This window comes from Azoarcus sp. Soil_N_20, assembly GCF_057656155.1.
The window spans coordinates 641,074-666,880 of the sequence record NZ_JBDGKX010000001.1 but is presented as its reverse complement, the minus strand read 5'-3'; the positions used below and the strand labels follow the sequence as shown (position 1 = coordinate 666,880).

24 protein-coding genes are annotated in these 25,807 nt (G+C 63.5%); 6 read left to right on the top strand and 18 right to left on the bottom strand.

What is annotated here, in order from left to right; genetic code table 11:
- The first annotated feature begins 4 nt into the window (after window positions 1-4).
- The 3 genes from fdhD (at window position 5) to AC3A35_RS03120 (ending at window position 1,870) form a co-directional block, all read left to right on the top strand.
- Window positions 5-898 carry a formate dehydrogenase accessory sulfurtransferase FdhD gene (gene fdhD / locus AC3A35_RS03130; protein WP_487434714.1) on the top strand — a complete coding sequence of 298 codons (894 nt, stop codon included), beginning with the start codon at window positions 5-7 and terminating at the stop codon, window positions 896-898.
- Window positions 899-901: 3 nt separating this feature from the next.
- Window positions 902-1,129 (top strand): formate dehydrogenase subunit delta, encoded by a 228-nt coding sequence (locus AC3A35_RS03125; protein WP_487434435.1) that lies wholly within the window; start codon window positions 902-904, stop codon window positions 1,127-1,129.
- A gap of 90 nt (window positions 1,130-1,219) precedes the next feature.
- Entirely contained in the window at window positions 1,220-1,870 is a 651-nt protein-coding gene (locus AC3A35_RS03120) for a response regulator (RefSeq protein ID WP_487434434.1), read from the top strand.
- A 140-nt stretch (window positions 1,871-2,010) separates the two neighbouring features.
- On the opposite strand, the gene AC3A35_RS03115 is transcribed toward AC3A35_RS03120, so the two are convergent.
- The 9 genes from AC3A35_RS03115 to AC3A35_RS03075 form a co-directional block, all read right to left on the bottom strand.
- Entirely contained in the window at window positions 2,011-2,556 is a 546-nt protein-coding gene (locus tag AC3A35_RS03115) for an arsenate reductase ArsC (RefSeq protein WP_487434433.1), read from the bottom strand.
- A 64-nt stretch (window positions 2,557-2,620) separates the two neighbouring features.
- Window positions 2,621-3,385 carry a phosphate ABC transporter ATP-binding protein PstB gene (gene pstB, locus AC3A35_RS03110; RefSeq protein ID WP_487434432.1) on the bottom strand — a complete coding sequence of 255 codons (765 nt, stop codon included), beginning with the start codon at window positions 3,383-3,385 and terminating at the stop codon, window positions 2,621-2,623.
- Between the two features lie 33 nt (window positions 3,386-3,418).
- On the bottom strand, window positions 3,419-4,261 hold the full coding sequence (pstA, locus tag AC3A35_RS03105) for a phosphate ABC transporter permease PstA (RefSeq protein ID WP_487434431.1): 843 nt from the start codon (window positions 4,259-4,261) through the stop codon (window positions 3,419-3,421).
- A 10-nt stretch (window positions 4,262-4,271) separates the two neighbouring features.
- Entirely contained in the window at window positions 4,272-5,324 is a 1,053-nt protein-coding gene (gene pstC, locus AC3A35_RS03100; RefSeq protein ID WP_487434430.1) for a phosphate ABC transporter permease PstC, read from the bottom strand.
- A gap of 13 nt (window positions 5,325-5,337) precedes the next feature.
- Window positions 5,338-6,381 carry a phosphate ABC transporter substrate-binding protein PstS gene (pstS, locus tag AC3A35_RS03095; RefSeq protein ID WP_487434429.1) on the bottom strand — a complete coding sequence of 348 codons (1,044 nt, stop codon included), beginning with the start codon at window positions 6,379-6,381 and terminating at the stop codon, window positions 5,338-5,340.
- Window positions 6,382-6,547: 166 nt separating this feature from the next.
- Window positions 6,548-7,900 (bottom strand): phosphoglucosamine mutase, encoded by a 1,353-nt coding sequence (gene glmM, locus AC3A35_RS03090; RefSeq protein ID WP_487434713.1) that lies wholly within the window; start codon window positions 7,898-7,900, stop codon window positions 6,548-6,550.
- A 31-nt stretch (window positions 7,901-7,931) separates the two neighbouring features.
- Complete coding sequence (gene folP / locus AC3A35_RS03085; protein ID WP_487434428.1) at window positions 7,932-8,753, bottom strand: dihydropteroate synthase; 822 nt, start codon at window positions 8,751-8,753, stop codon at window positions 7,932-7,934.
- A gap of 84 nt (window positions 8,754-8,837) precedes the next feature.
- Complete coding sequence (gene ftsH / locus AC3A35_RS03080; protein WP_487434427.1) at window positions 8,838-10,730, bottom strand: ATP-dependent zinc metalloprotease FtsH; 1,893 nt, start codon at window positions 10,728-10,730, stop codon at window positions 8,838-8,840.
- 201 nt (window positions 10,731-10,931) lie between these two features.
- Window positions 10,932-11,549, bottom strand: a complete 618-nt coding sequence (locus AC3A35_RS03075; protein ID WP_487434426.1) for an RlmE family RNA methyltransferase — start codon at window positions 11,547-11,549, stop codon at window positions 10,932-10,934.
- Window positions 11,550-11,588: 39 nt separating this feature from the next.
- Between AC3A35_RS03075 and AC3A35_RS03070 the strand changes: the two genes are divergently transcribed.
- Window positions 11,589-12,056, top strand: a complete 468-nt coding sequence (locus AC3A35_RS03070; RefSeq protein WP_487434712.1) for a YhbY family RNA-binding protein — start codon at window positions 11,589-11,591, stop codon at window positions 12,054-12,056.
- 28 nt (window positions 12,057-12,084) lie between these two features.
- Here AC3A35_RS03070 and AC3A35_RS03065 read toward each other — a convergent pair whose 3' ends face one another.
- From AC3A35_RS03065 to AC3A35_RS03035, 7 genes are all read right to left on the bottom strand, one after another.
- A complete protein-coding gene (locus tag AC3A35_RS03065) occupies window positions 12,085-12,546 on the bottom strand; it encodes a DUF4149 domain-containing protein (protein WP_487434425.1) in 462 nt (153 codons plus the stop codon).
- Window positions 12,547-12,553: 7 nt separating this feature from the next.
- Complete coding sequence (gene greA / locus AC3A35_RS03060) at window positions 12,554-13,030, bottom strand: transcription elongation factor GreA (protein ID WP_487434424.1); 477 nt, start codon at window positions 13,028-13,030, stop codon at window positions 12,554-12,556.
- The gene (carB, locus tag AC3A35_RS03055) at window positions 13,027-16,254 is read right to left on the bottom strand and encodes a carbamoyl-phosphate synthase large subunit (protein ID WP_487434423.1); all 3,228 of its coding nucleotides are present in this window, start codon (window positions 16,252-16,254) and stop codon (window positions 13,027-13,029) included. Before carB ends, greA begins: the two co-directional genes overlap by 4 nt.
- Before the next feature lie 54 nt (window positions 16,255-16,308).
- The gene (gene carA, locus AC3A35_RS03050) at window positions 16,309-17,451 is read right to left on the bottom strand and encodes a glutamine-hydrolyzing carbamoyl-phosphate synthase small subunit (RefSeq protein WP_487434422.1); all 1,143 of its coding nucleotides are present in this window, start codon (window positions 17,449-17,451) and stop codon (window positions 16,309-16,311) included.
- A gap of 168 nt (window positions 17,452-17,619) precedes the next feature.
- The gene (locus AC3A35_RS03045; protein ID WP_487434421.1) at window positions 17,620-20,109 is read right to left on the bottom strand and encodes a response regulator; all 2,490 of its coding nucleotides are present in this window, start codon (window positions 20,107-20,109) and stop codon (window positions 17,620-17,622) included.
- An 8-nt stretch (window positions 20,110-20,117) separates the two neighbouring features.
- Complete coding sequence (dapB, locus tag AC3A35_RS03040; RefSeq protein ID WP_487434420.1) at window positions 20,118-20,924, bottom strand: 4-hydroxy-tetrahydrodipicolinate reductase; 807 nt, start codon at window positions 20,922-20,924, stop codon at window positions 20,118-20,120.
- 51 nt (window positions 20,925-20,975) lie between these two features.
- The gene (locus AC3A35_RS03035) at window positions 20,976-21,389 is read right to left on the bottom strand and encodes an outer membrane protein assembly factor BamE (RefSeq protein WP_487434419.1); all 414 of its coding nucleotides are present in this window, start codon (window positions 21,387-21,389) and stop codon (window positions 20,976-20,978) included.
- A 118-nt stretch (window positions 21,390-21,507) separates the two neighbouring features.
- On the opposite strand from AC3A35_RS03035, the gene fur reads away from it, so the two are divergent.
- On the top strand, window positions 21,508-21,939 hold the full coding sequence (fur, locus tag AC3A35_RS03030) for a ferric iron uptake transcriptional regulator (RefSeq protein ID WP_487434418.1): 432 nt from the start codon (window positions 21,508-21,510) through the stop codon (window positions 21,937-21,939).
- A gap of 105 nt (window positions 21,940-22,044) precedes the next feature.
- On the opposite strand, the gene recN is transcribed toward fur, so the two are convergent.
- On the bottom strand, window positions 22,045-23,700 hold the full coding sequence (gene recN / locus AC3A35_RS03025) for a DNA repair protein RecN (RefSeq protein ID WP_487434417.1): 1,656 nt from the start codon (window positions 23,698-23,700) through the stop codon (window positions 22,045-22,047).
- Between the two features lie 61 nt (window positions 23,701-23,761).
- Window positions 23,762-24,646 carry an NAD kinase gene (locus AC3A35_RS03020; RefSeq protein ID WP_487434416.1) on the bottom strand — a complete coding sequence of 295 codons (885 nt, stop codon included), beginning with the start codon at window positions 24,644-24,646 and terminating at the stop codon, window positions 23,762-23,764.
- Window positions 24,647-24,771: 125 nt separating this feature from the next.
- Between AC3A35_RS03020 and hrcA the strand changes: the two genes are divergently transcribed.
- On the top strand, window positions 24,772-25,803 hold the full coding sequence (gene hrcA / locus AC3A35_RS03015) for a heat-inducible transcriptional repressor HrcA (RefSeq protein ID WP_487434415.1): 1,032 nt from the start codon (window positions 24,772-24,774) through the stop codon (window positions 25,801-25,803).
- The last annotated feature ends 4 nt before the right edge of the window (window positions 25,804-25,807 follow it).

Here is a 25,807-nt window from a genome sequence, read left to right as displayed (position 1 = left end):
AAGCATGGTCCGCTTCCGCGACGACGATGACACTTCCGCTTGCGGCGCGGCGACGGCGCGCCGTGCGCCGCCCGCCGACGCACAGCCGGGCGACATGACCTGGCCCGCCCGCAGCACCGTGCCGGCGCGCCGCATCGCCGGCGGGCGGGCGGTGGACAGCCTGGAATGCCTGATCCAGGAGGTGCCGGTGGCGCTGGTCTATAACGGCATCTCCCATGCCGTGATGCTCGCCAGCCCGACCGACCTCGAAGACTTCGCCCTCGGGTTCAGCCTGTCGGAAGGCATCCTCGCCACCCCCGGTGAACACTACGATTGCGAGATCGCGGAGAGCGCCGACGGCATCGAGGTCCATCTGGAGATCGCCAGCGAGGGTCTGGCGGGTCTCAAGACCCGCCGCCGCAGCCTTGCCGGACGCACCGGCTGCGGCCTGTGCGGGGTGGACAGCCTGCAGGCCGCGGTGCGCCAGCCCGCTCCGGTGGCGAGCCGCCGCCCCCTGCCGACGGCAAGCATCCACCGCGCCCTCGCCGAGCTCGCCGCCTGGCAGCCACTGCACCGCGCGACCGGCGCCGCCCACGCCGCCGCGCTGGCCGACAAAGAGGGCACGCTGCTCATGGTCCGCGAGGACGTCGGCCGCCACAACCCCCTGGACAAGCTCGTCGGCGCGCTCGCCCGGCGCCGCTTCGACCCCGCCGACGGGTTCGCGCTCGTCACCAGCCGCGCCCGCTACGAGATGGTGCAGAAGGCCGCCGCCGCAGGCATCGGCGTCCTCGTCGCCGTCTCCGCGCCTACCGCCTACGCCGCCCGCGTCGCGGCCGCAGCCAATCTGACCCTGGTCGACATGGCTCGCGCCGGCCGCCTCACCGCCTATACCCACCCGGACCAACTGACCGGACCCTGACCCATGAATATCGACAAGCTCGTCAAGATGGCCAACCAGATCGGCAACTTCTTCGAGGCCTGGCCCGACCCCGGCGCGGCCCGCCACGAAGTCGCCAACCACCTCCGCCGCTTCTGGGATCCTCGCATGCGCAATGCGCTCATTGCACACATGGAATCCAGCGGCGATAGCAGCGGTCTAACGGCTTTGGTTACGGAAGCGGTGGTCACGCTCAGCGGCCGCTCGGCGTGAGCGGGCAGGCAGGCGCGCGATGCCTTCGTGCTCCCTGCCGTCCGGTGCCACGCACCTGATCCGCTCCGGCTGTACTGAAGAGGCCCGACCATGACCCCACTCCCGCTCAACGGCAAACGCATCCTGATCGCCGACGATCACGCCGTCGTGCGCATGGGCTTCCGCCTGCTGATAGAGGGCGCCGGTGCCACGGTCGTGGCCGAGGCCGACAGCGGCGAGGCGGCGCTCGCCCTGTACGCCGAGCATCGCCCCGACGCCCTGATGATGGACGTCTCGATGCCGGGCGTGGGCGGGCTGGGCGCGCTCGAACGGCTCGTGGCACGCCATCCCGAGGCCCGCGTGCTGATGCTGTCGGCGCACGAAGACCTGCAGATCCCGACCCGCGCGCTCAAGGCCGGCGCGACCGGCTACCTGTCCAAGCGCGCCCAACCGGACGAACTGGTACGCGCGCTCGCCCAGGTCGCCCGTGGCCAGCGCTATGTCGACCCCGAACTCGCCCCCCAACTCGCACTGGCGCAACTGGGTGGTGCAGCGAACCCGACCGAGGTCCTCACCGACAAGGAGTTTGCCGTCTTCGTCCAGGTCGCCCAGGGCCACTCGGTCAGCGATGTGGCGGCCAGCCATCACCTGAGTCCGAGCACGGTCGGCACCCATCTCTATCACATCAAGCAGAAGCTCAATGCCTCCAATGCCGCCGAACTCGCGCTGATCGCGGTGCGCGCCGGGCTGATCGAGCTCTGACAGGATCGCTCACGTACGTCGCCGAGCTGTTCGCCTGGCCGCCCGGAATCTGCAGGCCAATGTACGCCGTCCGCCCGGAGCAGCGCGTGCGGGTGGATCTCGGTGGATCGCCGCAACGCTGTCGGGATCAGGTGAACGAGTCAAAGAGCATTCCCGTTGGCGGGCTCATTGCGCGCCTCACCGCCGATCTTGTCGAGCTGCTTTTTCAGGCTCAGGCGATCCAGCGCACTGATCCTGAGGCTGATGAATATCTCGAGACGACGACGCAGCATCTTGAATGTATCGGCAAAGGCGAGGTGTTGCTCGACCGGTGTTCCCTCAACGGCGGCAGGATCCGGCATTCCCCAATGTGCCGTAACCGGCTGCCCCGGCCACACCGGACAGACTTCGCCGGCAGCGTTGTCGCATACGGTGAATACGAAGTCCAACGTGGGTGCATCCGTGCGTGCGAACTCGTCCCAGCTCTTCGAGCGCAGCTCACTCACCGGATAATCCAGTCGCTGCAAGAGCTCGAGGACCGTCGGATGTACTTGTCCCCGCGGATGGCTCCCTGCCGAATGGGCCCTGAACCTTCCTCCCCCCTCGCGATTGAGAATGGCTTCGGCCAGTATGGATCGGGCCGAATTGCCGGTACACAAGAAGAGTACGTTATAGACTTTTTCCTGATTCATGATCTTGGCACTCACATCATTTCAAGATTACTTGAAGTGTTAGTCAAAAAAATGGGGCAAATGCCCCATCCTTCACCTCTCAGCCGAAGCGACCAGTAATGTAGTCCTCGGTTTCCTTTCTCTTCGGTTTGAGAAACAGCTCGTCGGTGACGCCGAACTCCATCATCTCTCCGAGGTACATGTATGCCGTGTAGTCCGAGATCCGGGCCGCCTGCTGCATGTTGTGCGTCACGATGACGATGGTGAACTCGTTCTTGAGTTCATCAATGAGTTCCTCGATACGGGAGGTGGATATCGGATCGAGTGCAGACGTCGGCTCGTCCAGCAGGATCACTTCCGGCTTGACCGCGATCCCCCTGGCAATGCACAGCCTCTGTTGCTGACCGCCGGACAGACTCATGCCGCTCTGATTGAGCTTGTCCTTGACCTCATCCCACAGCGCGGCCTTGCGCAACGCCCATTCCACGCGCTCGCTCATCTCCGGGACGGACAGCTTTTCATGCAGTCTCACCCCGAAAGCGATGTTGTCGTAGATGGACATCGGAAAAGGTGTCGGCTTCTGAAATACCATGCCGATCTTTGCCCGCAGGACGCTTACATCGATGCCCGGATCCAGCAGGTTCTTCCCGTCGAACAACAGGCCACCCTCTGCCCTCTGCTCCGGATAGAGGTCATACATGCGGTTGATCGTGCGCAATAGCGTGGACTTCCCACAGCCCGACGGGCCGATGAAGGCCGTCACCCGATGCCGTGCCATCTTGAAATTGATGTTCTTCAGCGCATGAAACTTGCCGTAGTAGAAGTTGAAATCCTTGAACTCGATCTGTGCGTCGGTAATTTCCATGGTCATCTCGAATCTTGAGCTCGCTGCCGAGCCTCAGTTGATCTTCTCTGCCCGGAGCACGACGCGGGCAACAATGTTCAGCGCCAGAACACCAAGTGTGATGAGGAATACGCCCGCCCAGGCCAGGTTCTGCCAATTCGTAAAGGGACTCATGGCGAACTTGAAGATCGTCACCGGCAGATTGGCCATCGGCTCGTTCAGGTTCAGCGACCAGAACTGGTTGGAGAGCGCGGTGAATAGCAGCGGAGCTGTCTCGCCGGCAATCCGGGCCACTGCCAGCAATACCCCGGTCATCACGCCCGCTCGAGCCGCACGCAGGGTGACTTTCGAGATCACGACGCTTTTCGGGGCGCCGAGCGCAAACGCCGCTTCGCGCAGCGTGTCCGGAATCAGCTGCAGCATGTTCTCGGTGGTACGCACGACCACCGGCAACACGATCAGCGCCAGAGCCAGCACTCCGGACCACGCTGAGAACTTGCCGGTCTGGGCGACAACCACGGCATACACGAACAGACCGATCACGATCGACGGGGCCGACAGCAACAGATCATTGATGAAACGGGTGACCTTCCCGAGCATGTTGAAACGTCCGTACTCGGCCAGGTAGACGCCCGCAAGGATGCCGATGGGCGTTCCCAGCAAGGTTGCGAGCACGACCAGGATCAGGCTTCCCACGATCGCGTTGAGCAAGCCCCCGACGTCTTCACCCGGTGGCGGAGTCATCTCGGTGAATAGCGTCAGCGACAGACCGGAGATGCCCAACTGGAACACGGTAAACAAGATCCACGCCAACCACACGAGGCCGAATACCATTGCCAGCAGCGACAGCGTCAGTGCGACCTTGTTGACCAGTTTGCGTCTTGCAAGGAGGTTCATGATTGGCCTATCAAGCCTTTGCACCTTCGCCTTTGGCGAGTTGGAGCAACAGCAGTTTGGAGATGATCAGCACGACCATCGTGATCAGGAACAGAATCAGGCCCAATTCCATCAATGCCGCTGTATGCAGGCCCGGGTCCGCTTCGGCGAATTCGTTCGCCAGTGCAGAGGTAATACTGTTGCCGGGCGCAAACAAGGAGGCCGAGTTCAGGAAGTTGGTATTCCCGATCACGAAGGTAACAGCCATCGTTTCGCCCAGAGCCCGCCCCAAGCCGAGCATGACGCCGCCGATCACCCCGGTTTTGGTGTAGGGGAGCACCACACCCCACATAACCTCCCACGTCGTGCACCCCACGCCATACGCAGACTCCTTGAGCAGCGGCGGGGTGACGTCGAACACGTCGCGCATTACCGACGCAATGTAAGGAATGATCATGATCGCGAGAATGATCCCTGCGGTAAGCAAGCCGATGCCCAGAGGAGGTCCGGCGAAGAGCGCACCCACGACCGGCACATTGCCCAGGGTCGCCTGCAGGAATGGCTGTACGTACTTGGCGAATATCGGCGCAAACACCAGCAGACCCCACATGCCGTAGACAATGCTGGGGATCGCGGCGAGCAACTCGATTGCCGTCCCAAGAGGACGGCGCAACCAGATGGGGGACAGTTCGGTCAGGAACAGCGCAATCCCGAAACTCACGGGCACCGCAATCAGCAGGGCTATTGCCGACGTTACGAGCGTCCCATACACCGGGATCAGCGCACCAAACCTCTCCATCGGAGGATTCCACTCCGGCGAGAAGATGAAGCCCAGACCAAACGCACGGATGCTGGGCCAGGACTCGAGAATCAGGGAGAGGATGATCCCGGCAAGGAGGACCAGCGTCAGGATCGCAAAAGAACGCGACGAGAAGGCAAACAGCCGGTCGCCAAACTTCTTGAATGCAGAAGACTTGAACTCGATCGTACTCATACCGGCACCGGAAAGGGTGGCAGCGTCGCCGCCAGCCACCACGATACCGAAGGCCTCCTCGGCCTTCGGTTGCTCTTTGAGACGAGTCACCTAACCTTCCCGCTCACTTGTCGGAAAAAACAGACTTGCCCGACGAATCCTTCATCTGCCCCCAAGACATCTTGATCAGCTTGATCGTCTCGGCGGGCAGCGGAACATAATCAAGCTCAGATGCCAATTTGCCACCATTCGCATAGGCCCATTCGAAGAACTTCATCGCTTCGACAGCCTGTTGCGGCTTGTCCTGGACCTTGTGCATCAGGATGAAAGTCGCACCGGTGATCGGCCAGGAAGCCTTGCCCGGCTCTTCCGTCAGGATCTCGTAGAATTCGGCCTTGTTCCAGTCTGCACTGGCAGCGGCGGCAGCGAACGCCTCCTCGGTCGGCCCGACGAACTGCCCATCCTTGTTCTGCAGCAGCGTGTAAGTCAGCTTGTTCTGCTTCGCATAAGCATACTCGACATAGCCGATAGAACCCGGGAGGCGCTGCACGAAAGCGGACACCCCTTCGTTACCCTTACCGCCGAGACCCACCGGCCATTGCACGGCGGTACCTTCACCGACTTTCTCTTTCCAGGTCGACGAAACCTTGGACAGGTAGTTCGTGAAGATGAAGGTAGTCCCCGAACCATCCGCGCGGCGAACCACCCCGATATCCTGATCTGGCAATGCAACACCCGGGTTCAGTGCAACGAGCGCCTTGTCATTCCACTTGACAATCTTTCCTTCGTAGATGTTGGCCAGCAATTCACCGGTCAGCTTGATCTCGCCCGACTTGATGCCCGGAAGATTGACCACCGGCACGACTCCGCCAATTACGGTCGGAAACTGCTGCAGACCGCCCTTCGCCAATTCCTCGGGCTTGAGGGGCATGTCCGACGCGCCGAAATCGACAGTCTTCGCGTTGATCTGGCGGATACCACCGCCGGAACCGATGGACTGATAGTTGACCCTGTTACCGGTCGCCTTCTGGTAAGCATCTGCCCACTTGGAGTAGATCGGGGCCGGGAACGATGCGCCAGCACCGGTAACCTCCGCAGCCTGCAGCCCCATCGAGAAGAGCGCGGCCGTGGATGCAACAACTGCGAATTTGGTCGAAACGCGAATCATGACTACCTCTTGTTGGAAGACTGAGTCCGTACCTTACCAATCGATTGTTACAAGCACGTTTCACTTCAGCGTCCACATCGATGAAGCCATAGGAAAGCGCTTAAATCACCTTAATGTTCATAAGGTTGTGAAAAATCGCAATGTTACGGCCACCCCGTTCGGAGCACTACCCGACGGCAGTTTCGACTGCTCCTGCAATCTGCTTCGCAAGCCGTTCGACGAGTATCCCGTCCTGCCCTTCCACCATGACCCGCAACAGAGGCTCGGTGCCGGAGGGCCGCAGCAATACTCGCCCGTTGTCGCCGAGCGCACTTTCGGCATCGGCCTGCGCAGTCGCAATCCCGCGATCCGCACACCAGTCGAAGCCGAGCGGCAGGCGCACGTTGATCAGGCGCTGCGGATAGAAGACGAGATCGGCGCAGGCCTCGGCCAAAGTCTGTCCGTGCTGCTTGAGCGCGGCCAGCACCTGCAGCGCCGACACGATGGCATCGCCGGTGGAGTGGCAGTCGAGACAGATGATGTGGCCCGAGTTTTCGCCACCGAGTTTCCAGCCCTTGTCGTGCAGCAATTCAAGCACATAGCGGTCACCGACTTTGGCACGGGCGAACGGTACGCCGAGGCGCCCGATCGCATGCTCGAAACCGAGATTGCTCATCAGCGTACCGACCACGCCCTCGAGTCGCCCCTGCGCCTTGCGCGCCGCGGCAATGACATAGATCAGCTTGTCGCCGTCGTAGATCTCGCCCTGGCGGTCGACCATGACCAGACGATCGCCGTCACCGTCGAGCGCGATGCCGATATCCGCGCCGTTGGCCAGTACGGTCTGGCGCAGGAATTCCGGGCGGGTGGCACCGACCCCGTCGTTGATGTTGAGGCCGTTGGGCTCGATGCCCACCGGAACCACGTCGGCCCCGAGCTCGTGGAAGACGCTCGGCGCGATGTTGTAGGCCGCACCGTGCGCGCAGTCGAGCGCGATCCGCATGCCGCGCAAATCGAGCTCATGGGGAAAGGTGCTCTTGCAGAATTCGATGTAGCGGCCGGCGGCATCGTTGATGCGACGGGCACGCCCGAGATGGGCCGAGTCAACGCAGCCCATGGGCTCGTCCAGATGGGTTTCGATCTCGGCTTCCATTGCGTCCGGCAGTTTGGCGCCGCCGGCGGAGAAAAACTTGATGCCGTTATCGTAGAACGGATTGTGCGAGGCGGAGATCACCACGCCCGCCTGCAAACGCAAGGCGCGGGTCAGGTAGGCGACGGCGGGGGTGGGAATCGGCCCGGCCAGCATCACATCCACGCCAGCCGCGGCAAATCCGGCCTCCAGGGCCGCCTCCAGCATATAGCCGGAAACCCGGGTGTCCTTGCCGATCAGGATCGCCGGCCGTTCCCCTGGTGGAAGATGTTCGCGCGCCACCAGCGAAACCCCGGCTGCATAGCCGAGCCGCATCACGAATTCAGGTGTGATCGGCGCCTCGCCGACGCACCCCCGGATTCCGTCAGTGCCGAAATACTTCCGTCCCATCATTCCCCCGACCACGCATCAAAAGGAAGGATTATGACACTGCTCGCCACACCATGAGTGCGTCCCGGGTCGGCTCGACATCATGAACCCGCACGATGGAGGCGCCACGCTGAACCGCGATCAAGGCCGCCGCAACACTGGCTGCGACCCGCCGGTCGACGGGACGACCGGTGATCGCGCCAAGAATCGATTTGCGCGAAAGGCCGACCAGCACCGGCAAGCCCCCTAACGTGAACGCGCCGAGTTCGCGCAACAGGGTGCAGTTGTGTTCGGTCATTTTGCCGAAGCCGAAGCCCGGATCGAGGACAATGCGTGCCCGCGCCACGCCCGCAGCCTCGAGCACCGCCACCCGTTGATCGAGAAAGCTCCCAACCTCGTTGACCACATCGCCATAAACCGGGCTGTGCTGCATGGTCCGCGGCTCCCCCTGCATGTGCATCACGCACAGGGCTGCGTTGCCGGCGGCCACCGCCTCGACTGCGCCTTGCGCACGAAATCCATTGACGTCATTGATCATGTCCGCGCCCGCAGCAAGTGCGGCCCGCATCACCGCCGGCTTGAGCGTGTCCACCGAAATCGGCACCTGCCAGCGGACCAGCTCTTCCACCACCGGCAGCAGGAAATCGATCTCCTGCTGCTCGGGTACCGGATCGGACCCTGGACGGGTGGATTCGGCGCCGATATCGAGGATCTCCGCCCCTTCCCGCACGGCCTCCTCGGCACGCCGCAGCGCGGCAGAATGATCGCCGCGCAGACCATCTCCGGAAAACGAATCGGTCGTCAGGTTGACGATCGCCATGATCTTCGGCGCGGTCAGATCGAGGTCGAAACGACCGCAAGCTAGCATGGACATGGAGCAAATCCCTCGTGCGCCGCCAGACGGGCGCACCAAATGCAACGGGCCGGAAAACCGGCCCGTGTGGACAACAATGGTGGATCAGGCGGCCGGTGCGGCAGCCGTCGGTGCTGCTCCGGGGGTATCGTCGGAGGAGCGTACCGGCGGTACCTGGACCGGCTTCGGCGGACGCGGCGGACGACCTTCCATGATGTCGTTGATCTGCTCGGCATCGATGGTCTCGAGTTCGAGCAGGGCGGCCGTCATCGCTTCGACCTTGCCCTTGTTCTCCTCGATCAGGCGACGCGCCAGCGCGTACTGCTGATCGACGATGCGCCGAATCTCCGCATCGACCTTCTGCATCGTCGCCTCGGACACGTTACGGTGGGTGGTCACCTGGCGGCCGAGGAAGATTTCACCCTCTTCTTCGCCGTAGACCATCGGCCCGAGCGTGTCCGACATGCCCCACTGCGTGACCATGCGACGGGCAAGGTCGGTCGCACGCTGGAAGTCGTTCGATGCCCCGGTGGTCATCTGCTTCATGAAGATCTCTTCGGCAATACGACCGCCGAACAGGACCGTAATCGTCTGCAGCAGTCGCTCGCGATCCTGGCTGTAACGGTCTTCGGTCGGCAGCTGCATGGTCACGCCAAGGGCGCGGCCGCGGGGAATGATCGTGACCTTGTGCACCGGGTCGGTCTTGTCCAGCAGTCGCGCCACCACCGCATGGCCGGACTCGTGATAGGCGGTATTGCGGCGCTCCTCTTCAGGCATGACCACCGATCGGCGCTCGGCCCCCATCATGATCTTGTCCTTGGCGCGCTCGAAGTCTTCCATATCCACCAGACGCTTGTTGCTGCGGGCGGCGAACAGGGCGGCCTCATTGACCAGATTGGCGAGGTCCGCACCAGCAAAACCCGGCGTCCCGCGTGCCAGCACTTGCGGCTCGACATCGGGCGCAATCGGCACCTTGCGCATGTGCACCTTCAGGATCTGCTCGCGCCCACGAATGTCGGGCAGCGACACGACCACCTGACGGTCGAACCGCCCCGGACGCAGCAGCGCGGGGTCGAGCACGTCCGGACGGTTGGTGGCGGCGACCACGATCACGCCGGCCTGGCCTTCGAATCCGTCCATTTCCACCAGTAACTGGTTCAGTGTCTGCTCACGCTCGTCGTTGCCGCCGCCCATGCCGGCACCACGCTGGCGCCCGACCGCATCGATCTCATCGATGAAAATGATGCATGGCGCATGCTTCTTGGCCTGATCGAACATGTCGCGCACACGGGCGGCACCGACACCAACGAACATCTCGACGAAATCGGAACCGGAGATCGAGAAGAACGGCACCTTGGCCTCGCCCGCGATCGCCTTGGCCAGCAGCGTCTTGCCGGTACCCGGCGACCCGACCATCAGCACGCCCTTGGGAATACGGCCGCCGAGTTTCTGGAATTTTGATGGATCGCGCAGGAACTCGACCAGTTCGAACACTTCTTCCTTGGCTTCGTCACAACCGGCGACATCGGCAAAGGTGATCGAGTTGGCCGATTCGTCCAGCATGCGCGCCTTGCTCTTGCCGAACGAGAACGCACCGCCCTTGCCGCCGCCCTGCATCTGCCGCATGAAGAAGATCCATACGCCGATCAGCAGCAGCATCGGGAACCAAGACACGAAAATGCTTGCAAGGAAGGATTGCTCTTCTTCCGGTTTGCTCGCTGTCACCGCGACGCCGTAACGCATCAGGTCGGACACCATCCAGATATCCTGCACACCCGGCGTATAGACTGTGATCGAGCGACCCTCCTGGGTTGTCGCGCGCAGCATCCTTCCGTCGACCGTGGCCTTGGCAATACGACCGGCCTTGGCTTCCTCGAGGAACTGCGAGTACTCCATCGTGTTGGGCGCGGTCTGGCGCGTGTTGAACTGGTTGAATACGGTCATCAGCACTACACCGATGACCATCCAGATCGCGAGATTCTTGAAGAGATTGTTCAACGTCTTACCCCGAATGCCCGTGATGGGCGTACGTATCATTGAGTCATTCTAGTGGCGATCGTTCCCGCCGGCAAACCAATGAGCGCCATTGGCAACTGCTATCGCAACGCTTGTGTCACGCCTACAACGTACGCCAGTGTCAGATGCCGCGACCCTGGTTTGAACGGGACCTGGCTGCGGTCCAGCCTCGGCGGCCAGGGCTCAGCGCAACTTGGCCGCCAGCAGGTACACCTCTGCGCTTCGGTCCCGCGACGCCTTGGGCTTACGTACCTGGACCGAGCCGAAATGGCGCTCGATGGTCTTGCGGAACTCCATGAAGCCTTCGCCCTGAAATACCTTGACCACGAAATGACCACCCGGACCGAGGTGCTTGACTGCGAAATCGAGCGCCAGTTCGCCCAGCATGATCGAGCGCGCCTGATCCACCGTGGCAACCCCGGACAGGTTGGGCGCCATATCTGACAGTACAACATCTACATGGGTGCCAGCGAGGCGTTTTTCAAGCTCGACGAGCACCGCGTCATCGGAAAAGTCGCCATGGAGGAAATCGACGCCGTGCAAGGTCTCGATCGGCAGCAGATCGAGCGCAAAGACCTTCCCTGCCGGTCCGCACCGCTGCACCGCCACCTGGGACCACGACCCCGGTGCCGCGCCGAGATCGACCACGACGCTGCCGCGCCGGAACAGATGGTCGCGGTCATCGATCTCCATCAGCTTGTACGCGGCGCGGGCGCGGTAACCCTCGGCATTGGCACGCAATACATAGGGATCGTTGAGATGTTCGTGCAACCACGCTTTGCTGGTCTTGTTTCGCTTCATCAGAGTAAAATCCGGGGCCTACAGAGGTAAATAATGTCCATTATCGAGCTAACGCCGGCCCAGCGCCGCGAACTTCGCGCCCGTGCGCATCACCTGAGTCCCGTCGTCACCGTTGCAGATAACGGTCTCGCGCCCGGCGTCGTCGCCGAACTCGAGCGCTCGCTGCAGGCCCATGAACTGATCAAGGTTCGTGTCCAGGGTGCCGAACGGCAACAGCGCGACATCCTGATGCAGGAGTTGTGTGCCACGCTCGATGCCGCTCCGGTACAGCATATCGGCAACATCCTTGTGGTGTGGCGCCAGCGCAGGGAAGAAGAAAAGAAATCCGTGGTGCCGGTCCCCAAGCGGGCGCCCCGTGCGGCGACGGCAAAATCCGCTGCCGCGTTCGCTGCTGCAGCCCGCCGTGCCGCGCTCACCAAAGCATCGGCAGAAAAGGCCCGCTCCGCTCGGCCACCGGCCGGACGCGGACGCCCGGCGGGCGCTTCCGGTTCAGGCCGCGGGCGCTGAATGCCCGCAGCGGCGTCTGTCCTGCGCGTCAGCGCAGGACACGCCGGATGCCGACGACAAGCGCAATCCCAAGCACACTCTGGAACAGATAGAGCACGCTCGACACCCCGTGCCAGGTCGCAAAGCGGTCACGCATCACGCTGTCCATCACCTCGCGCGGCCACGCACTCGCCTTGAGCTCGGCCATCAGCGGCTGAATACCGAATTGCCCCGCCAGCGTGCACAACAGCAGGATGAGCACGGTCCAGAACAGACCGTTGCGAAACGCCTGCCAGCCGAGCCGGATCGCCAGCAGCAGCAGCAGATAGGCCGCCGAGCCCATGCCGATCCAGGCCACCAGGATAAACATGCGCCCGGCGAGGCTGCCGGCAAGGCTGCGGTCAGTCAGCGTCGCAAACAAGGTCGGTGCGACGACATAGCCCACCGCCCACATCGCACCGATCCACAAGGTGACCAGCAGCAGCGCGAAGTACTCGACCAGACGGCTCATCACGGCTTCAGAGGTACGCGACCTCGATGATCTCGAACTCGCGAACACCGCCCGGCGCCTGAACCTCGGCAATGTCGCCCGCGTATTTTCCGATCAGGGCACGGGCAATCGGCGAACTGACCGAGATCTTTCCGGCCTTGATGTCGGCTTCGTCCTCGCCGACGATCTGGTAAGTCAGTGTCAGCCCGGAGTCCATGTCCTCGAGCGTCACGGTGGCGCCGAATACGCAGCGCCCATCTGCATCGAGCAGCTTGGGATCAATGATCTGGGCATTCGAGAGCTTGCCCTCGACCTCCATGATCCGCCCCTCGACAAAGCCTTGACGCTCCTTGGCGGCATCGTACTCGGCGTTTTCGGAGAGGTCGCCATGTGAACGGGCCTCGGCGATCGCAGCGATCACGCTGGGCCGGTCCACGGTCTTGAGGCGGTGCAGTTCGACACGGAGTGCTTCCGCACCAACGACAGTCAGAGGAGTCTTGTTCATGTGCGCTGCTTCAGTTCTGCGTGCAGTTGCTGCACGGAATAGACTTCCATGTCCGACAGATGGCTCAGGCCCATGCACGCAGCCCGGGCGCCCTCGATCGTCGTGAACACGGTGACCTTCGCGGCCAGCGCGCTGGTGCGGATGGAGCGCGAATCGGTGATCGCCTGACGCTTTTCCTCCACCGTATTGATCACCAGCGCGATTTCCTGGTTCTTGATCATGTCGACGATATGCGGTCGACCCTCGTTCACCTTGTTGACCATACCGACCGGGATGCCGGCTGCCTGGATCACCGAACCGGTACCCCGCGTTGCCACCAACGCAAAGCCGAGGTCGTGGAGCGCCTGTGCCACTTCGATCGCCGCCGGGCGATCAGTGGGCTTGACGCTGATGAAGGCGGTGCCCGAGGTCGGCAAACGCACGCCGGCGCCGATCTGGCTCTTGATGAAGGCCTCGGCAAAGCTGCGGCCCACCCCCATCACCTCGCCGGTCGACTTCATTTCCGGCCCGAGTATGGTATCCACACCCGGGAACTTGACGAAGGGGAAGACCGCTTCCTTCACCGAGTAATACGGCGGCACGATCTCGCCGGTGATCCCCTGGCTGGCAAGACTCTGACCGGCCATGCAGCGCGCCGCAATCTTGGCCAGCGGCAGGGAGCAGGCCTTGGACACGAAGGGCACGGTGCGCGACGCCCGCGGGTTCACCTCGAGCACATAGACGACGGCGTTGTCGCCCTCGCCCTGGATTGCGAACTGCACGTTCATCAGGCCCACCACGTCGAGCGCGCGCGCCATCGCCTCGGTCTGCCGGCGCAGTTCATTCTGCAACTCGGCGGACAGGGTGTACGGGGGCAGCGAACACGCCGAATCGCCCGAATGGACGCCGGCCTGCTCGATGTGCTCCATGATGCCGCCGATGATGACCTGGGTGCCATCGGACAGCGCATCGACGTCGACTTCGACCGCGTCGTTCAGAAAGCGGTCGAGCAGCACCGGCGATTCGTTCGAGACCTTGACCGCCTCGCGCATGTAGCGCTCGAGATCCTTCTGCTCGTGCACGATCTCCATCGCCCGGCCACCCAGCACGTAGGACGGACGCACGACCAGCGGGTAGCCGATCTCGGCGGCCAGGCGCACGGCCGCTTCGGGCGTGCGTGCGGTGCGGTTGGGGGGCTGGCGCAGACCGAGGTCGACCAGCAGCTTCTGGAAACGCTCGCGATCCTCGGCCGCATCGATCATGTCGGGACTGGTGCCGATGATGGGAACACCGTTCTCTTCGAGCGCACGTGCCCTCTTGAGCGGGGTCTGACCGCCGAACTGCACGATCACGCCGACCGGCTTCTCGATATGGACGATCTCGAGGATGTCTTCCAGCGTGATCGGCTCGAAATACAGGCGATCGGAGGTGTCGTAGTCGGTGGACACGGTTTCCGGGTTGCAGTTGACCATGATGGTCTCGTACCCGTCTTCACGAAGCGCCAGCGCCGCGTGCACGCAGCAGTAGTCGAACTCGATACCCTGTCCGATACGGTTCGGCCCGCCGCCGAGTACCATGATCTTTTTCTTGTCGGTGGGCTGCGACTCGCACTCGTCCTCATAGGTGGAATACATATAGGCGGTGGAGGTGGCGAACTCGCCCGCGCACGTGTCGACGCGCTTGTACACCGGGCGCACACCGAGGGTGTGACGATGCAGGCGCACCGCGGTCTCGTCGACACCGAGCAGCTTGGCGATGCGGCGATCGGAGAAACCCTTCTTCTTCAGGTCACGGATCTCGCCGACCAGAATCGCCTTGAGCGAACGGCCGACCAATGCCTTCTCGGTGAGCACGATGTCTTCGATCTGGGCCAGGAACCAGGGGTCGATCTTGGTCAGGTTGAACACCTGCTCCTGGGTCATGCCTTCACGGAAGGCCTGACCCACGTACCAGATACGCTCGGCACCCGGGCTGGCCAACTCGTGCTCGAGATCTTCCCGATCCGCCTCGACTTCGTCCAGTCCATACACGCCCACTTCGAGGCCGCGCAGGGCCTTCTGGAAGGACTCCTGGAAGGTACGACCCATCGCCATCACTTCGCCCACCGACTTCATCTGGGTGGTCAGGCGATCGTTGGCCTGGGGGAACTTCTCGAACGCGAAACGCGGGATCTTGGTGACGACATAGTCGATCGACGGCTCGAACGAGGCCGGCGTGGCACCGCCGGTGATGTCGTTGCGCAGCTCGTCCAGGGTGTAGCCCACCGCCAGCTTGGCCGCGACCTTGGCGATCGGAAAACCGGTGGCTTTGGAGGCGAGCGCCGAGGAGCGCGACACCCGCGGGTTCATCTCGATCACGATCATGCGTCCGTCTTGCGGGTTGATCGCGAACTGGACGTTCGACCCCCCGGTGTCGACCCCGATCTCGCGCAACACCGCGATCGAGGCATTGCGCAGGATCTGGTACTCCTTGTCGGTCAGGGTCTGCGCCGGCGCCACGGTGATCGAATCACCGGTGTGCACGCCCATCGGATCGAGGTTCTCGATCGAACACACGATGATGCAGTTGTCGGCGCGGTCGCGCACGACTTCCATCTCGAACTCCTTCCAGCCGAGCAGCGACTCTTCGATCAGCAACTCGCTGGTCGGGCTGGCCTCGAGACCGCGCTTGCAGATCTCATGGAACTCTTCCATGTTGTAAGCGATGCCGCCGCCGGTACCGCCCAGGGTGAAACTCGGGCGAATGATCACCGGAAAGCCGATGCCGCCCTGCACCTGCAATGCCTCTTCCATGCTGTGGGCGATGCCGGAGCGCGCGGAGCCGAGACCGATCTTGGTCATCGCGTCCTTGAACTTGAGGCGGTCCTCGGCCTTGTCGATGGCCTCCTCGGAGGCCCCGATCAGTTCGACACCGTACTTTGCCAGCACGCCGTGGCGGCCGAGGTCGAGCGCGCAGTTGAGCGCGGTCTGCCCGCCCATGGTGGGCAGGATGGCGTCAGGGCGTTCCTTCTCGATGATGCGCTCGACCACCTGCCAGGTAATCGGCTCGATATAGGTCACGTCGGCGGTACCGGGATCGGTCATGATCGTGGCCGGGTTGGAGTTCACCAAGACGACCTTGTAACCTTCCTCGCGCAGCGCCTTGCAGGCTTGAGCACCGGAGTAGTCGAACTCACACGCCTGTCCGATGATGATGGGGCCAGCACCGATAATCAGGATGGTCTGGATGTCTGTACGTTTGGGCATTGCGTTGCCTCGGAAATTCGCGGGCGGCGGGCGACGCCCGCCGGGGATGCTGTATTACTTGCCGGCTTCGATCAGTTTGATGAAGCGGTCGAACAGATAGGCCACGTCGTGCGGCCCGGGGCTCGCTTCCGGGTGCCCCTGGAAGGAGTAAGCCGGCACGTCGGTGCGGGCGATGCCCTGGTTGGAACCATCGAACAGCGACACGTGGGTGACCCGCAGCGTATCGGGCATGCTCTCCGGATCCACCGCAAAGCCATGGTTCTGGCTGGTAATCAGCACCTGCCCGGTATCGACATCCTTCACCGGATGGTTGGCGCCATGGTGACCGAATTTCATCTTCATGGTCTTCGCACCGGATGCGAGCGCCAGCAGCTGGTGCCCCAGGCAGATGCCGAAGGTCGGCACGCGGGCCGCGAGAATCTCGCGGATTGCCTCGATCGCGTAATCGCAGGGCTCCGGATCGCCAGGACCATTGGACAGGAACACGCCGTCGGGCTTGAGCGCAAACACGTCCTTTGCGGGAGTCTGTGCCGGAACCACGGTCAGGCGACAGCCGCGCGACGCGAGCATGCGCAGGATGTTGCGCTTGACGCCGAAATCGTAGGCCACGACATGAAAACGCGCTGCGGTCTGCGTCCCATAACCCTCGCCGAGCGCCCACTCGCTCTCGTTCCACTCGACCGGGGAGGTGGCGCTGACCACCTTGGCCAGATCCATGCCGCCGAGACCGGGGAAGCCGCGTGCGGCAGCGATCGCCGCCTCGGCATTGAGCGTCTCGCCCTCCGCAGCGCTGACGATGCAACCCGCCTGGGCGCCCTTCTCGCGCAGGATGCGGGTCAGCTTGCGGGTATCGAGCCCGGCGATCGCCACCACGCCCTCGTCCCGCAGGTAGGCGTCGAGGCGCTGATCCATCCGGAAATTGGAGGGCAGGATCGGCAGATCCTTGATCACGAGACCAGCAGCGTGCACGCGGCCCGCCTCGACGTCCTCTCGATTGACACCGGTGTTGCCGATGTGGGGATAGGTCAGCGTCACGATCTGGCGGCAGTAACTCGGGTCCGTCAGGATTTCCTGATAGCCCGACATCGAGGTATTGAACACCACCTCGCCGACCGTACTGCCAACCGCACCGATACCCTTGCCGTAGAAAACCGTTCCGTCGGCAAGCGCAAGAAGGGCGGGCGGGAAAGCAGTCACGAAAAACTCCTGGATTCAGCCGAAATGACTGGATCAGACCCGGCTCGGGCCAGTCCATATGCGAAAAAACGGGACGAGCCTGATGGCCAATCCCGCTATTAGATCAGCGGAATTCTATCGATTTTTGCCGTACAAGGCAACGCGCGCCGAGCTCGAGCCACCCGGACACTAGCGCCGTACGTGCTGGCGCAGCGCACTCGCAAGGGCGTTCATCTCGCGGATCAGGGTCTCCAGCAATACCCCCGAAGCCGCCGGATCGGCGCCGCGCGCGGCCATCTCCACCGCCTTCGCCGCGTCGGTGGCTCGACGCGCCCCGAACAGCCCGACCGAGCCCTTGATCGAGTGCGCCAACTCGTTCAGGCGGACGAGATCCCCGCGTGCCCCTGCCCCCCGGAGATCGGACATCGTGGCGCCAAGATCGCGAAAGAAAACCGTGAGCAACTGCTGAACGACGTTTTCATCACCGTCGAAGATCGCCCTCGCCTCATCCAGATTGGCAATCTCATTCCCTGCCACCCCGCCGACCTCGAGCAGACTCCGATCGCCGTCGGCATCGTCGACGGAGGCCGGATTGCACATTCGCTCGATCGCGGCAACCAGATCTGCCGGACGGATCGGCTTGCTCACATAGTCGTCCATTCCGGCCTCGATACAGCGCTCGCGATCGCCCGCCATGGCATGGGCCGTCATGGCGACGATCGGCGTCGGCCGCCAGTCGCCCTGGATCGCCCAGCTGCGACGCGCCTCACGCGCGCGGATTGCCTGGGTGGCTTCGAGACCGCCCATCACCGGCATCTGCACATCCATCAGGATGAGATCGAAACGTCCCGCATCGAAGGCCTCGACTGCTTCTTCGCCGTTGTTGGCGATGGTCACGGCGTGGCCGAACTTTTCCAGTATGCGCGAGGCAACGGTCTGATTGACCGGATTGTCCTCGACCAGCAGGATGTCCAGCCGACGGGTCGGGCCGGCCTCCTCGCGCAACATCTCCGAGATGGAAAGCTCCGCATCGAACGCGGCGAGCATCTCGGTGGAAGCGCCTGCTCCGCGCTGCGCGACCTGCAGCGCCTCGAACAGATCCTCCGCCGAAAACGGCTTCGACAGCCGCGACTGCAATCCCAGCTGGCCACAGCGACCGAGATCGTTACGCAGCGAATGGCTATCGAGCATCATCAGGATACGATCGAGCCAGGGCGCGGCCTCGCGAAAGCGCTGCGCCAATGCGAAACCGCCCGGATCGGGCATCGCCGCATCCATCAGCACGAAGTCGAAGGGATCCTCGCCGGTATGGGCATCGGCGAGCGCCGCGAGCACTTCGTTCCCGCTTCCGACCGACCGAGGACGCATCCCCGACGCCGCGAGGGTGTGACAGACCGATCGGCCGAACGCGGCATTGACCGTTGCCACTAGGACCCGCGCACCCCGCAGCGTCGCCAATGCGGGCAACTGCGCCTCTGCCACCGCTTCGAGCCGGGCATTGAAACTGAAGCGACTGCCTACGCCCGGCTCGCTGCTGAGCTCGATGACCCCCTCCATCAGCTCGACCAGATGACGACAGATCGCCAGGCCGAGACCGGTACCGCCGTACTTGCGCGTCGTCGAACTGTCTGCCTGCGAGAACGCCCCGAATATGGCATCCTGCTTGTCCTTGGGGATCCCGATTCCGGTGTCGCGCACCGCAAGCCCCAGATCGATCGAAGCCCCGTCGCGCGAGCGTACGCCGACCTCGACCTCGATCTCGCCATGGTCGGTGAACTTGATCGCGTTGCCGATCAGGTTCATCAACACCTGTCGCAGCCGCACCGGGTCGCCGCGCATCACCGAAGGGACCTCCGGTGCGATGGTGAAATACAGCTCGACGCCCTTCTGGTGCGAACGCAACGCCAGTGCGCGCACCGTTTCGGAGACCACCGCGGTGATCGAAAAATCGATCTGCTCGAGCGTCATCCGTCCGGCTTCGATCCGGGAAAAGTCGAGGATGTCGTTGATGATCGTGAGCAGCGCTTCGGCCGACGATTTCACCGTCTGCAGGTATTCCCGCTGCTCCGGCGCGAGCGCGGAATCGAGCAGCAACTCGGTCATGCCGAGAATGCCGTTCATCGGGGTGCGGATCTCGTGGCTCATGTTGGCGAGGAAATCGCCCTTGGCCCGGCTGGCGGCCTCGGCCTGCTCCGTGGCCTGCAGCAGTTCGAGTTCGCGCATCCGCTCCCGGGTGATGTCGGCATAGGTCCCGACCACCCGCTGCCACCGGCCATCGGCCATGCGATCCCGCACCTGTCCGCGCGCGCTGAGCCAGCACCATCTCCCGTCAGCGGCGCGAATCCGGAATTCGACTTCGAAGAGCGGCACCTCGCCACGCAGATGAGCGGCCAGGCAATTGCGCATGCGCAACCGGTCTTCGTCGGGAATCAGCGGCTGCCAGTCGTCCGGGGGCACCTCATGCGAGCCCGGTTCGTAGCCCAGCCAGCTGCGCCAGCGGGCATCCACGACCAGGCGGTCTGCAGCCAGATCCCAGTCCCACAGCCCGGAATGCGTTCCGAGTTTGACCAACTCCAGACGGTCGCTCAGGATCACGACTTCGCGCAAGGCCGCGTCGCGCTCTGCGCGCAGTTGGTCGAGGGCTTCAGTTCCGCCGGCCACGGACGACGAGTCGGTCACCGGGAGGCTCAACGCAGGCCGAGTACGTCCTGCATGTCGAACAGCCCGGTCTTGCGTCCGGCGAGATAGCGCGCGGCACGCAGCGACCCGAGTGCGTAGGGCATGCGGCTGCCCGACTTGTGGGTGATCTCGATGCGCTCGCCGAGACCGGCAAACAGCACCGTATGGTCGCCCACCACGTCGCCCCCGCGTATGGTGGAAAAACCGATGGTTTCCGCCTTGCGCTCGCCGGTCACGCCCTCGCGCCCATAGATTGCACAGTCATCGAGACTGCGACCGAGCTCGCGCGCCACCACCTCCCCCATGCGCAGGGCGGTGCCGGAAGGTGCATCCACCTTGAACCGGTGATGCGCCTCGATCACCTCGATGTCGTAGCCTTCGTTGAGAATGCGGGCCGCCACTTCGAGCAGGCGAAACACCGCGTTCACGCCAACGGCCATATTTGGCGCAAAGACAATCGGGATCGACTCCGCGGCGGCCGCAATCGTGGCCTTGCCGGCGCCATCGAAACCGGTGGTGCCAATCACCATCGCCTTACCCTGCCCGCACGCAAGGGCAAGATGTTCCAGCGTCCCCTCGGGACGGGTGAAATCGATCAGGCAGTCCGCTGCAGCAATCGCCGCGGCGGGGTCGTCACCGATCGCCACGCCACTGGCCACCCCCATCATCTCGCCGGCATCGCGGCCCACAAAAGGGGTGCCCGGGCGATCGAAGGCAGAACCAAGCACCACGTCCTCGTCCCGCAGCGCGGCCTCGATCAACATGCGACCCATGCGGCCGGAAGCGCCCGCAATCGCAACGCGGATAGGCGTCATTTTCAACATCCTGTCAGTCATCATGGCCCGACAGCCGGGCACGCAAAAAAATCAGTCCTTGGTGGCAGCAGGCACTTCGACGACGCGTGACCGCGTTGCCTGCTGGGCTTCGAGCTCGGCGCTTGCATCGCCGCCGCTCACATCGCCGTCGACGCGATCCAGACGGTCATCGACGAAAAACACCGAAATCACCCGCTGCTGCGGTTCACCCTGGCCGGGCTTGAAGCGATAGACGTAGTCCCAGCGATCGGTACGGAAGACATCGGCAATGAGTGGCGAGCCGAGCACGAAGCGCACCTGATCGCGGCTCATGCCGCGCTTGAGCTGCGCGACCATCGCCTGATCGACATAATTGCCCTGCCGGACGTCGATACGGTAAGGATTGACACGATCGGCGATCGAACCGAAGGAGCAGCCGGCAAGCAGACTGGCGGCGGCAAGCGCCGAAATGAGCGTAGGACGCATGGAAAGGGTCACAGTGATGCGCGCGCAAACGCGCAAGGTTCTCAGTAAAGGACAAAAAATATAACATAGCGTCGCAACACAACGTTGTCTTGCTCCTCAGCCACACCGACAGGCGACCATGTCCGACAATTCGCAGAACCTCAAAAGCATCGGCCTGAAGGCCACCTACCCACGCCTGAAGATCCTCGACCTGTTCCAGAATGCAGAGCAGCGCCACCTCACGGCCGAGGACGTCTATCGTCTGCTGATGAACGAGGGCATGGACATCGGTCTGGCCACAGTCTATCGCGTACTGACCCAGTTCGAGCAGGCCGGCTTGCTCGAACGTCACTACTTCGAATCTGGTAAGGCCGTGTTCGAACTCAACAAGGGGGGACACCACGACCATCTGGTGTGCCTGCAGTGCGGCAAGGTCGAGGAGTTTTACGACCCGGAGATCGAGCGCCGCCAAAACAGTGTCGCCGAGGAACGCGGCTTTGCAGTCAAGGAACACGCGCTGTATCTGTATGCCGACTGTCTACGCAAGGATTGTCCCAACCGCGCCCACTGAACCGCGGCGAAATTCCCGGCCCGCAATCATTCATTCCGACGCCGCGTAGCGCTCACCGGCGGTTTCCCCGGGGCGACAGCCTGACCCGCCGGGCGCCGTTCGGGGTCAGATCTGGCCGAGCATTTCCGCGGCATGGCGCCGGGTTGTTTCGGTGATATTCACCCCACCGAGCATACGGGCAATCTCTTCGACCCGATCGGATGCGCCCAGCGTGGTCACGGCGCTCAGCGTTTCCCCATCCCGTTCGGCCTTGGCGATCTGCCATTGCCAGTCGGCACAAGCGGCGACCTGCGGCAGATGGGTGACGCACAAGACCTGGCGGTCCCGCCCCAGCCGATGCAGCAGCTTGCCGACGATCTCGGCAACCCGCCCGCCGATACCGACGTCGACCTCGTCGAAAATCAGGGTCGGGGTCGCGGAGTCGCGGCTGGTCATCACCTGTATGGCAAGCCCGATACGCGACAGCTCGCCCCCGGACGCCACTTTGGCCAAGCCGCGCAGCATCTGTCCCGGATTGGCCGCGACCTGGAACTCGACGCTCTCCACGCCATGGACCGAGGGTTCGCAAGCTTGCAGCGCGACTTCGAAGCGGCCACCGGCCATCGCCAGCGATTGCATGGCGTCGGTGATCTCGTCCGAGAGCGTGGTCGCAGCCGGGCGGCGGGCGGCGGAAAGACGCGCTGCCGCAAGCATATACTCCTCGCGCGCTGCCACCTCGGCCGCTTCGAGCCGCGCAGGATCGGCGCTCTCGTCGAGCGCCTCGAGACGCGTGCGCCACGCCTCCTCGAGCTCCGGCAGCGCCTCCGGCGCCACGCGATGCTTGCGCGCCACATCCATGACCGCCGAAATCCGGCGCTCGATCTCGGCCAGCCGCTGCGGGTCGAGATCGAGCCGTTCGCGATAACGGCGCAGCGCATGCAGTGCCTCGTCGGCCTGAATCGCCGCCGAGGCGACCAGTTCGCGCACGTCGGCAAGCGCGGGGTCGATGCCGGCCATGTCGGCAATTTGTGCATCGAGCCGGCGCAGAATGGCGGTCACCGCGAAGTCGCCGTCGCCGAGCGCATCCAGGCTCTCGTCGGCACCTGTCATCAGCCCGGCGGCATGCCCCAGGCGGCCGTGCTCGGCATTGAGTTCGGACCACTCATCGGCCGTGAACCCGAGTTCCTGCAGCTCCCTCAACTGCCAGCCGAGCAATTCGCGCTCGCGGGCGGAGGCAGCCGAATCGCGCTCGGCGCTGCGTCGCAGGTCGGCAATGCGCTGCCACTCACGCCAGCACTCGGCCACCGCCGTGGCCAGCGCTCCCGCACCGGCATGGGTGTCGAGCAACTGGCGCTGCGCGTCGGCGCGCAGCAACGCGTGATGGGCGTGCTGGCCATGGATGTCGGCGAGCCAGTCGCCGGCCATACGCAACTGCGCAAGCGTGACCGGTGTGCCGTTGATCCACGCCTTGCTGCGACCACCGCCATCCACCACCCGCCGCAGGATGACGTTGCCCTCGTCAACCGGCAGTTCCTGCTCGGCGAGCCAGGCTCCCAGCGCCGACGCCGGCGGCAGATCGAACTCGGCCGCAATATCGGCCTTGTCGCGCCCGACCCGGACGACGCCACTGTCGGCGCGCACGCCGAGCGCCAGTCCGAGCGCATCGAGGAGGATGGACTTGCCGGCACCGGTCTCGCCGGTCAGGGCGCCGAAACCCGCGCCGAAATCGAGTTCCAGACGGTCGACGATCACAAAATCACGGATGGTCAGGCGGCGCAGCATGGTCTCGGATTCAGGTTGGTCGAACTGTCGCGCACCGATGGCAATGCGCGGGAATGGTGCATCAGATGTGTCGCGGCGCCGCGCTCCAGTGCAACTTCTCGCGCAACATGGCGAAGTAGCTGTAGCCCACCGGATGCAGCAGGCGCAAGCTCAGGGGCGAACGCGTGATTCGTATCCGATCCCCGGCCCGTGCATCGAAGCGGGCCTGCCCGTCGAAATGGACGCGGGCATCGTGCGGCGGCAACAATTCGATCTCGATGCGGCACGAGTCGGGCAGCGTGACCGGGCGCGCGGTCAGGGCATGCGGGCACAGCGGCACCAGCGCGATGCCGCCGACGCTCGGGTGCAGGATCGGACCATTGGCCGACAGCGCGTAGGCAGTGGAGCCGGTCGGCGTCGACACGATCATGCCGTCGGAGCGCTGGGTATAGACGAATTCGCCGTCGATCGACAGATCGAATTCGATCATCCGCCCCAACTCGCCCCGGTTCACCACCACATCGTTGAGCGCGAGCGTCCGGTAAATATGCTGGCCGCCACGCAGGACCTCGGCGTCGAGCATCGAGCGCGACTCCTCGCAGTACTTGCCGTCGAGGATCTCGCCCAGACGCAGCAAGACGTCCTTGCGTGCGATGTCGGTCAGAAAGCCGAGCCGGCCGAGGTTCACGCCGGCCAGCGGCACGGCACGGTCAGCGAGCCGCCGCGCGGTATGGAGCATGGTGCCGTCGCCACCGACGACGACCGCGAGATCCGCCTTTTCGGCGATCTCTTCGTAGGTCGCGACCGGAAAACCCTCGGCGTTGCCGATGGAACTCGCCGTACCCTGTTCGATCACAACTTCCAGACCCCGCTCGCGCAGGAAACGGGCGATCAGCAGCACCGACTCGGCCACATCCGGGCTCTGGTATTTTCCGATCAGGGCAATGTTGGAGAAGCTCAAGGTCATGGCTGCGGATTAAACCACATTCGGATTCCGTCATGCGCGCATGGCCGCACTTCGTGCGCCCACGCAGGCCGGCTTGGCAGCAAGGCACGCAGTTCCCTAGAATCGGGCTATATTCGGTTCCAATCATGAAACAACAGCTCGACACCCGCTCCCAAATCCTGCTCAAGACGCTGATCGAACGCTACATCGCGGAGGGTCAGCCGGTGGGCTCGCGCGCGCTGTCGCGTTATTCGGGGCTGGAGCTTTCGCCGGCGACGGTGCGCAACGTGATGAGCGATCTCGAGGAGATGGGCTTCATCGCCAGTCCGCATACCTCCGCCGGGCGCGTGCCCACGCCGCTCGGATACCGCTTTTTCGTCGACGCCCTGCTCACCGTGCAGCCGATGACGAACACCCGGGTGCAGGAACTCAGGGGGCAGTTCCTCCCCGACCAACCCCAACGCCTGATCAATTCCGCCTCGCACCTGCTGTCGGACCTCACCCAGTTCGCCGGCGTGGTGGTTACGCCGCGCAAGGACACCGTTCGCATTCGCCAGATGGAGTTCATCAGCCTGTCGGAGAACCGCATCCTGCTGATCATCGTCACCTCGGCAGGCGATGTACAGAACCGTATTCTGGTCACCCGTCGCAGCTACACGTCGGCGGAACTGAGTTCGGCGGCGAGCTATCTGAACGAACATTTCGCCGGGCTCGCCTTCGAGGAGATCCGCAAGCGTATCCAGGCCGAGCTCAAGCAGTTGCGCAGCGACATGACCGAACTGATGACCGCCACCGTCGAAGCGGGTTCGGAGGCGGCCGAGGAGTCCTCGGCAAACTATGTCATTTCCGGCGAAACCAACCTGCTCGATATCGAGGATCTGTCGTCGAACATGTCGCGATTGCGCGAGTTGTTCAAGCTCTTCGAGCAGCGCACCGGCTTGATGCAACTGCTCGACCTGTCGAACCGGGCACAGGGCGTTCAGATCTTCATCGGCGACGAGTCGGGGCTGGCACAGCTCGACGGCTGCAGCGTGATCACCGCACCCTACGAGGTCGATGGCCGCATCGTCGGCTCGGTGGGCGTGATCGGCCCGACCCGCATGGCTTACGACCGGGTCATTCCGATCGTAGACATCACCGCCCGCCTGCTGTCGGGCGCACTCTCCGCCAACAACTAGTCGG

Excerpts from the sequence above, each read along its gene's own strand:
- pstA (WP_487434431.1), bottom strand. The coding sequence starts at position 4,261 with ATGAACCTCCTTGCAAGACGCAAACTGGTCAACAAGGTCGCACTGACG.
- carB (WP_487434423.1), bottom strand. The coding sequence starts at position 16,254 with ATGCCCAAACGTACAGACATCCAGACCATCCTGATTATCGGTGCTGGC.
- recN (WP_487434417.1), bottom strand. The coding sequence starts at position 23,700 with ATGCTGCGCCGCCTGACCATCCGTGATTTTGTGATCGTCGACCGTCTG.
- hrcA (WP_487434415.1), top strand. The coding sequence starts at position 24,772 with ATGAAACAACAGCTCGACACCCGCTCCCAAATCCTGCTCAAGACGCTG.
- AC3A35_RS03065 (WP_487434425.1), bottom strand. The coding sequence starts at position 12,546 with ATGAGCCGTCTGGTCGAGTACTTCGCGCTGCTGCTGGTCACCTTGTGG.
- fdhD (WP_487434714.1), top strand. The coding sequence starts at position 5 with ATGGTCCGCTTCCGCGACGACGATGACACTTCCGCTTGCGGCGCGGCG.
- AC3A35_RS03075 (WP_487434426.1), bottom strand. The coding sequence starts at position 11,549 with ATGAAGCGAAACAAGACCAGCAAAGCGTGGTTGCACGAACATCTCAAC.
- glmM (WP_487434713.1), bottom strand. The coding sequence starts at position 7,900 with ATGGGACGGAAGTATTTCGGCACTGACGGAATCCGGGGGTGCGTCGGC.
- AC3A35_RS03120 (WP_487434434.1), top strand. The coding sequence starts at position 1,220 with ATGACCCCACTCCCGCTCAACGGCAAACGCATCCTGATCGCCGACGAT.
- pstS (WP_487434429.1), bottom strand. The coding sequence starts at position 6,381 with ATGATTCGCGTTTCGACCAAATTCGCAGTTGTTGCATCCACGGCCGCG.
- dapB (WP_487434420.1), bottom strand. The coding sequence starts at position 20,924 with ATGACGCCTATCCGCGTTGCGATTGCGGGCGCTTCCGGCCGCATGGGT.
- AC3A35_RS03020 (WP_487434416.1), bottom strand. The coding sequence starts at position 24,646 with ATGACCTTGAGCTTCTCCAACATTGCCCTGATCGGAAAATACCAGAGC.
- pstB (WP_487434432.1), bottom strand. The coding sequence starts at position 3,385 with ATGGAAATTACCGACGCACAGATCGAGTTCAAGGATTTCAACTTCTAC.
- folP (WP_487434428.1), bottom strand. The coding sequence starts at position 8,753 with ATGTCCATGCTAGCTTGCGGTCGTTTCGACCTCGATCTGACCGCGCCG.
- AC3A35_RS03035 (WP_487434419.1), bottom strand. The coding sequence starts at position 21,389 with ATGCGTCCTACGCTCATTTCGGCGCTTGCCGCCGCCAGTCTGCTTGCC.
- greA (WP_487434424.1), bottom strand. The coding sequence starts at position 13,030 with ATGAACAAGACTCCTCTGACTGTCGTTGGTGCGGAAGCACTCCGTGTC.
- AC3A35_RS03125 (WP_487434435.1), top strand. The coding sequence starts at position 902 with ATGAATATCGACAAGCTCGTCAAGATGGCCAACCAGATCGGCAACTTC.
- fur (WP_487434418.1), top strand. The coding sequence starts at position 21,508 with ATGTCCGACAATTCGCAGAACCTCAAAAGCATCGGCCTGAAGGCCACC.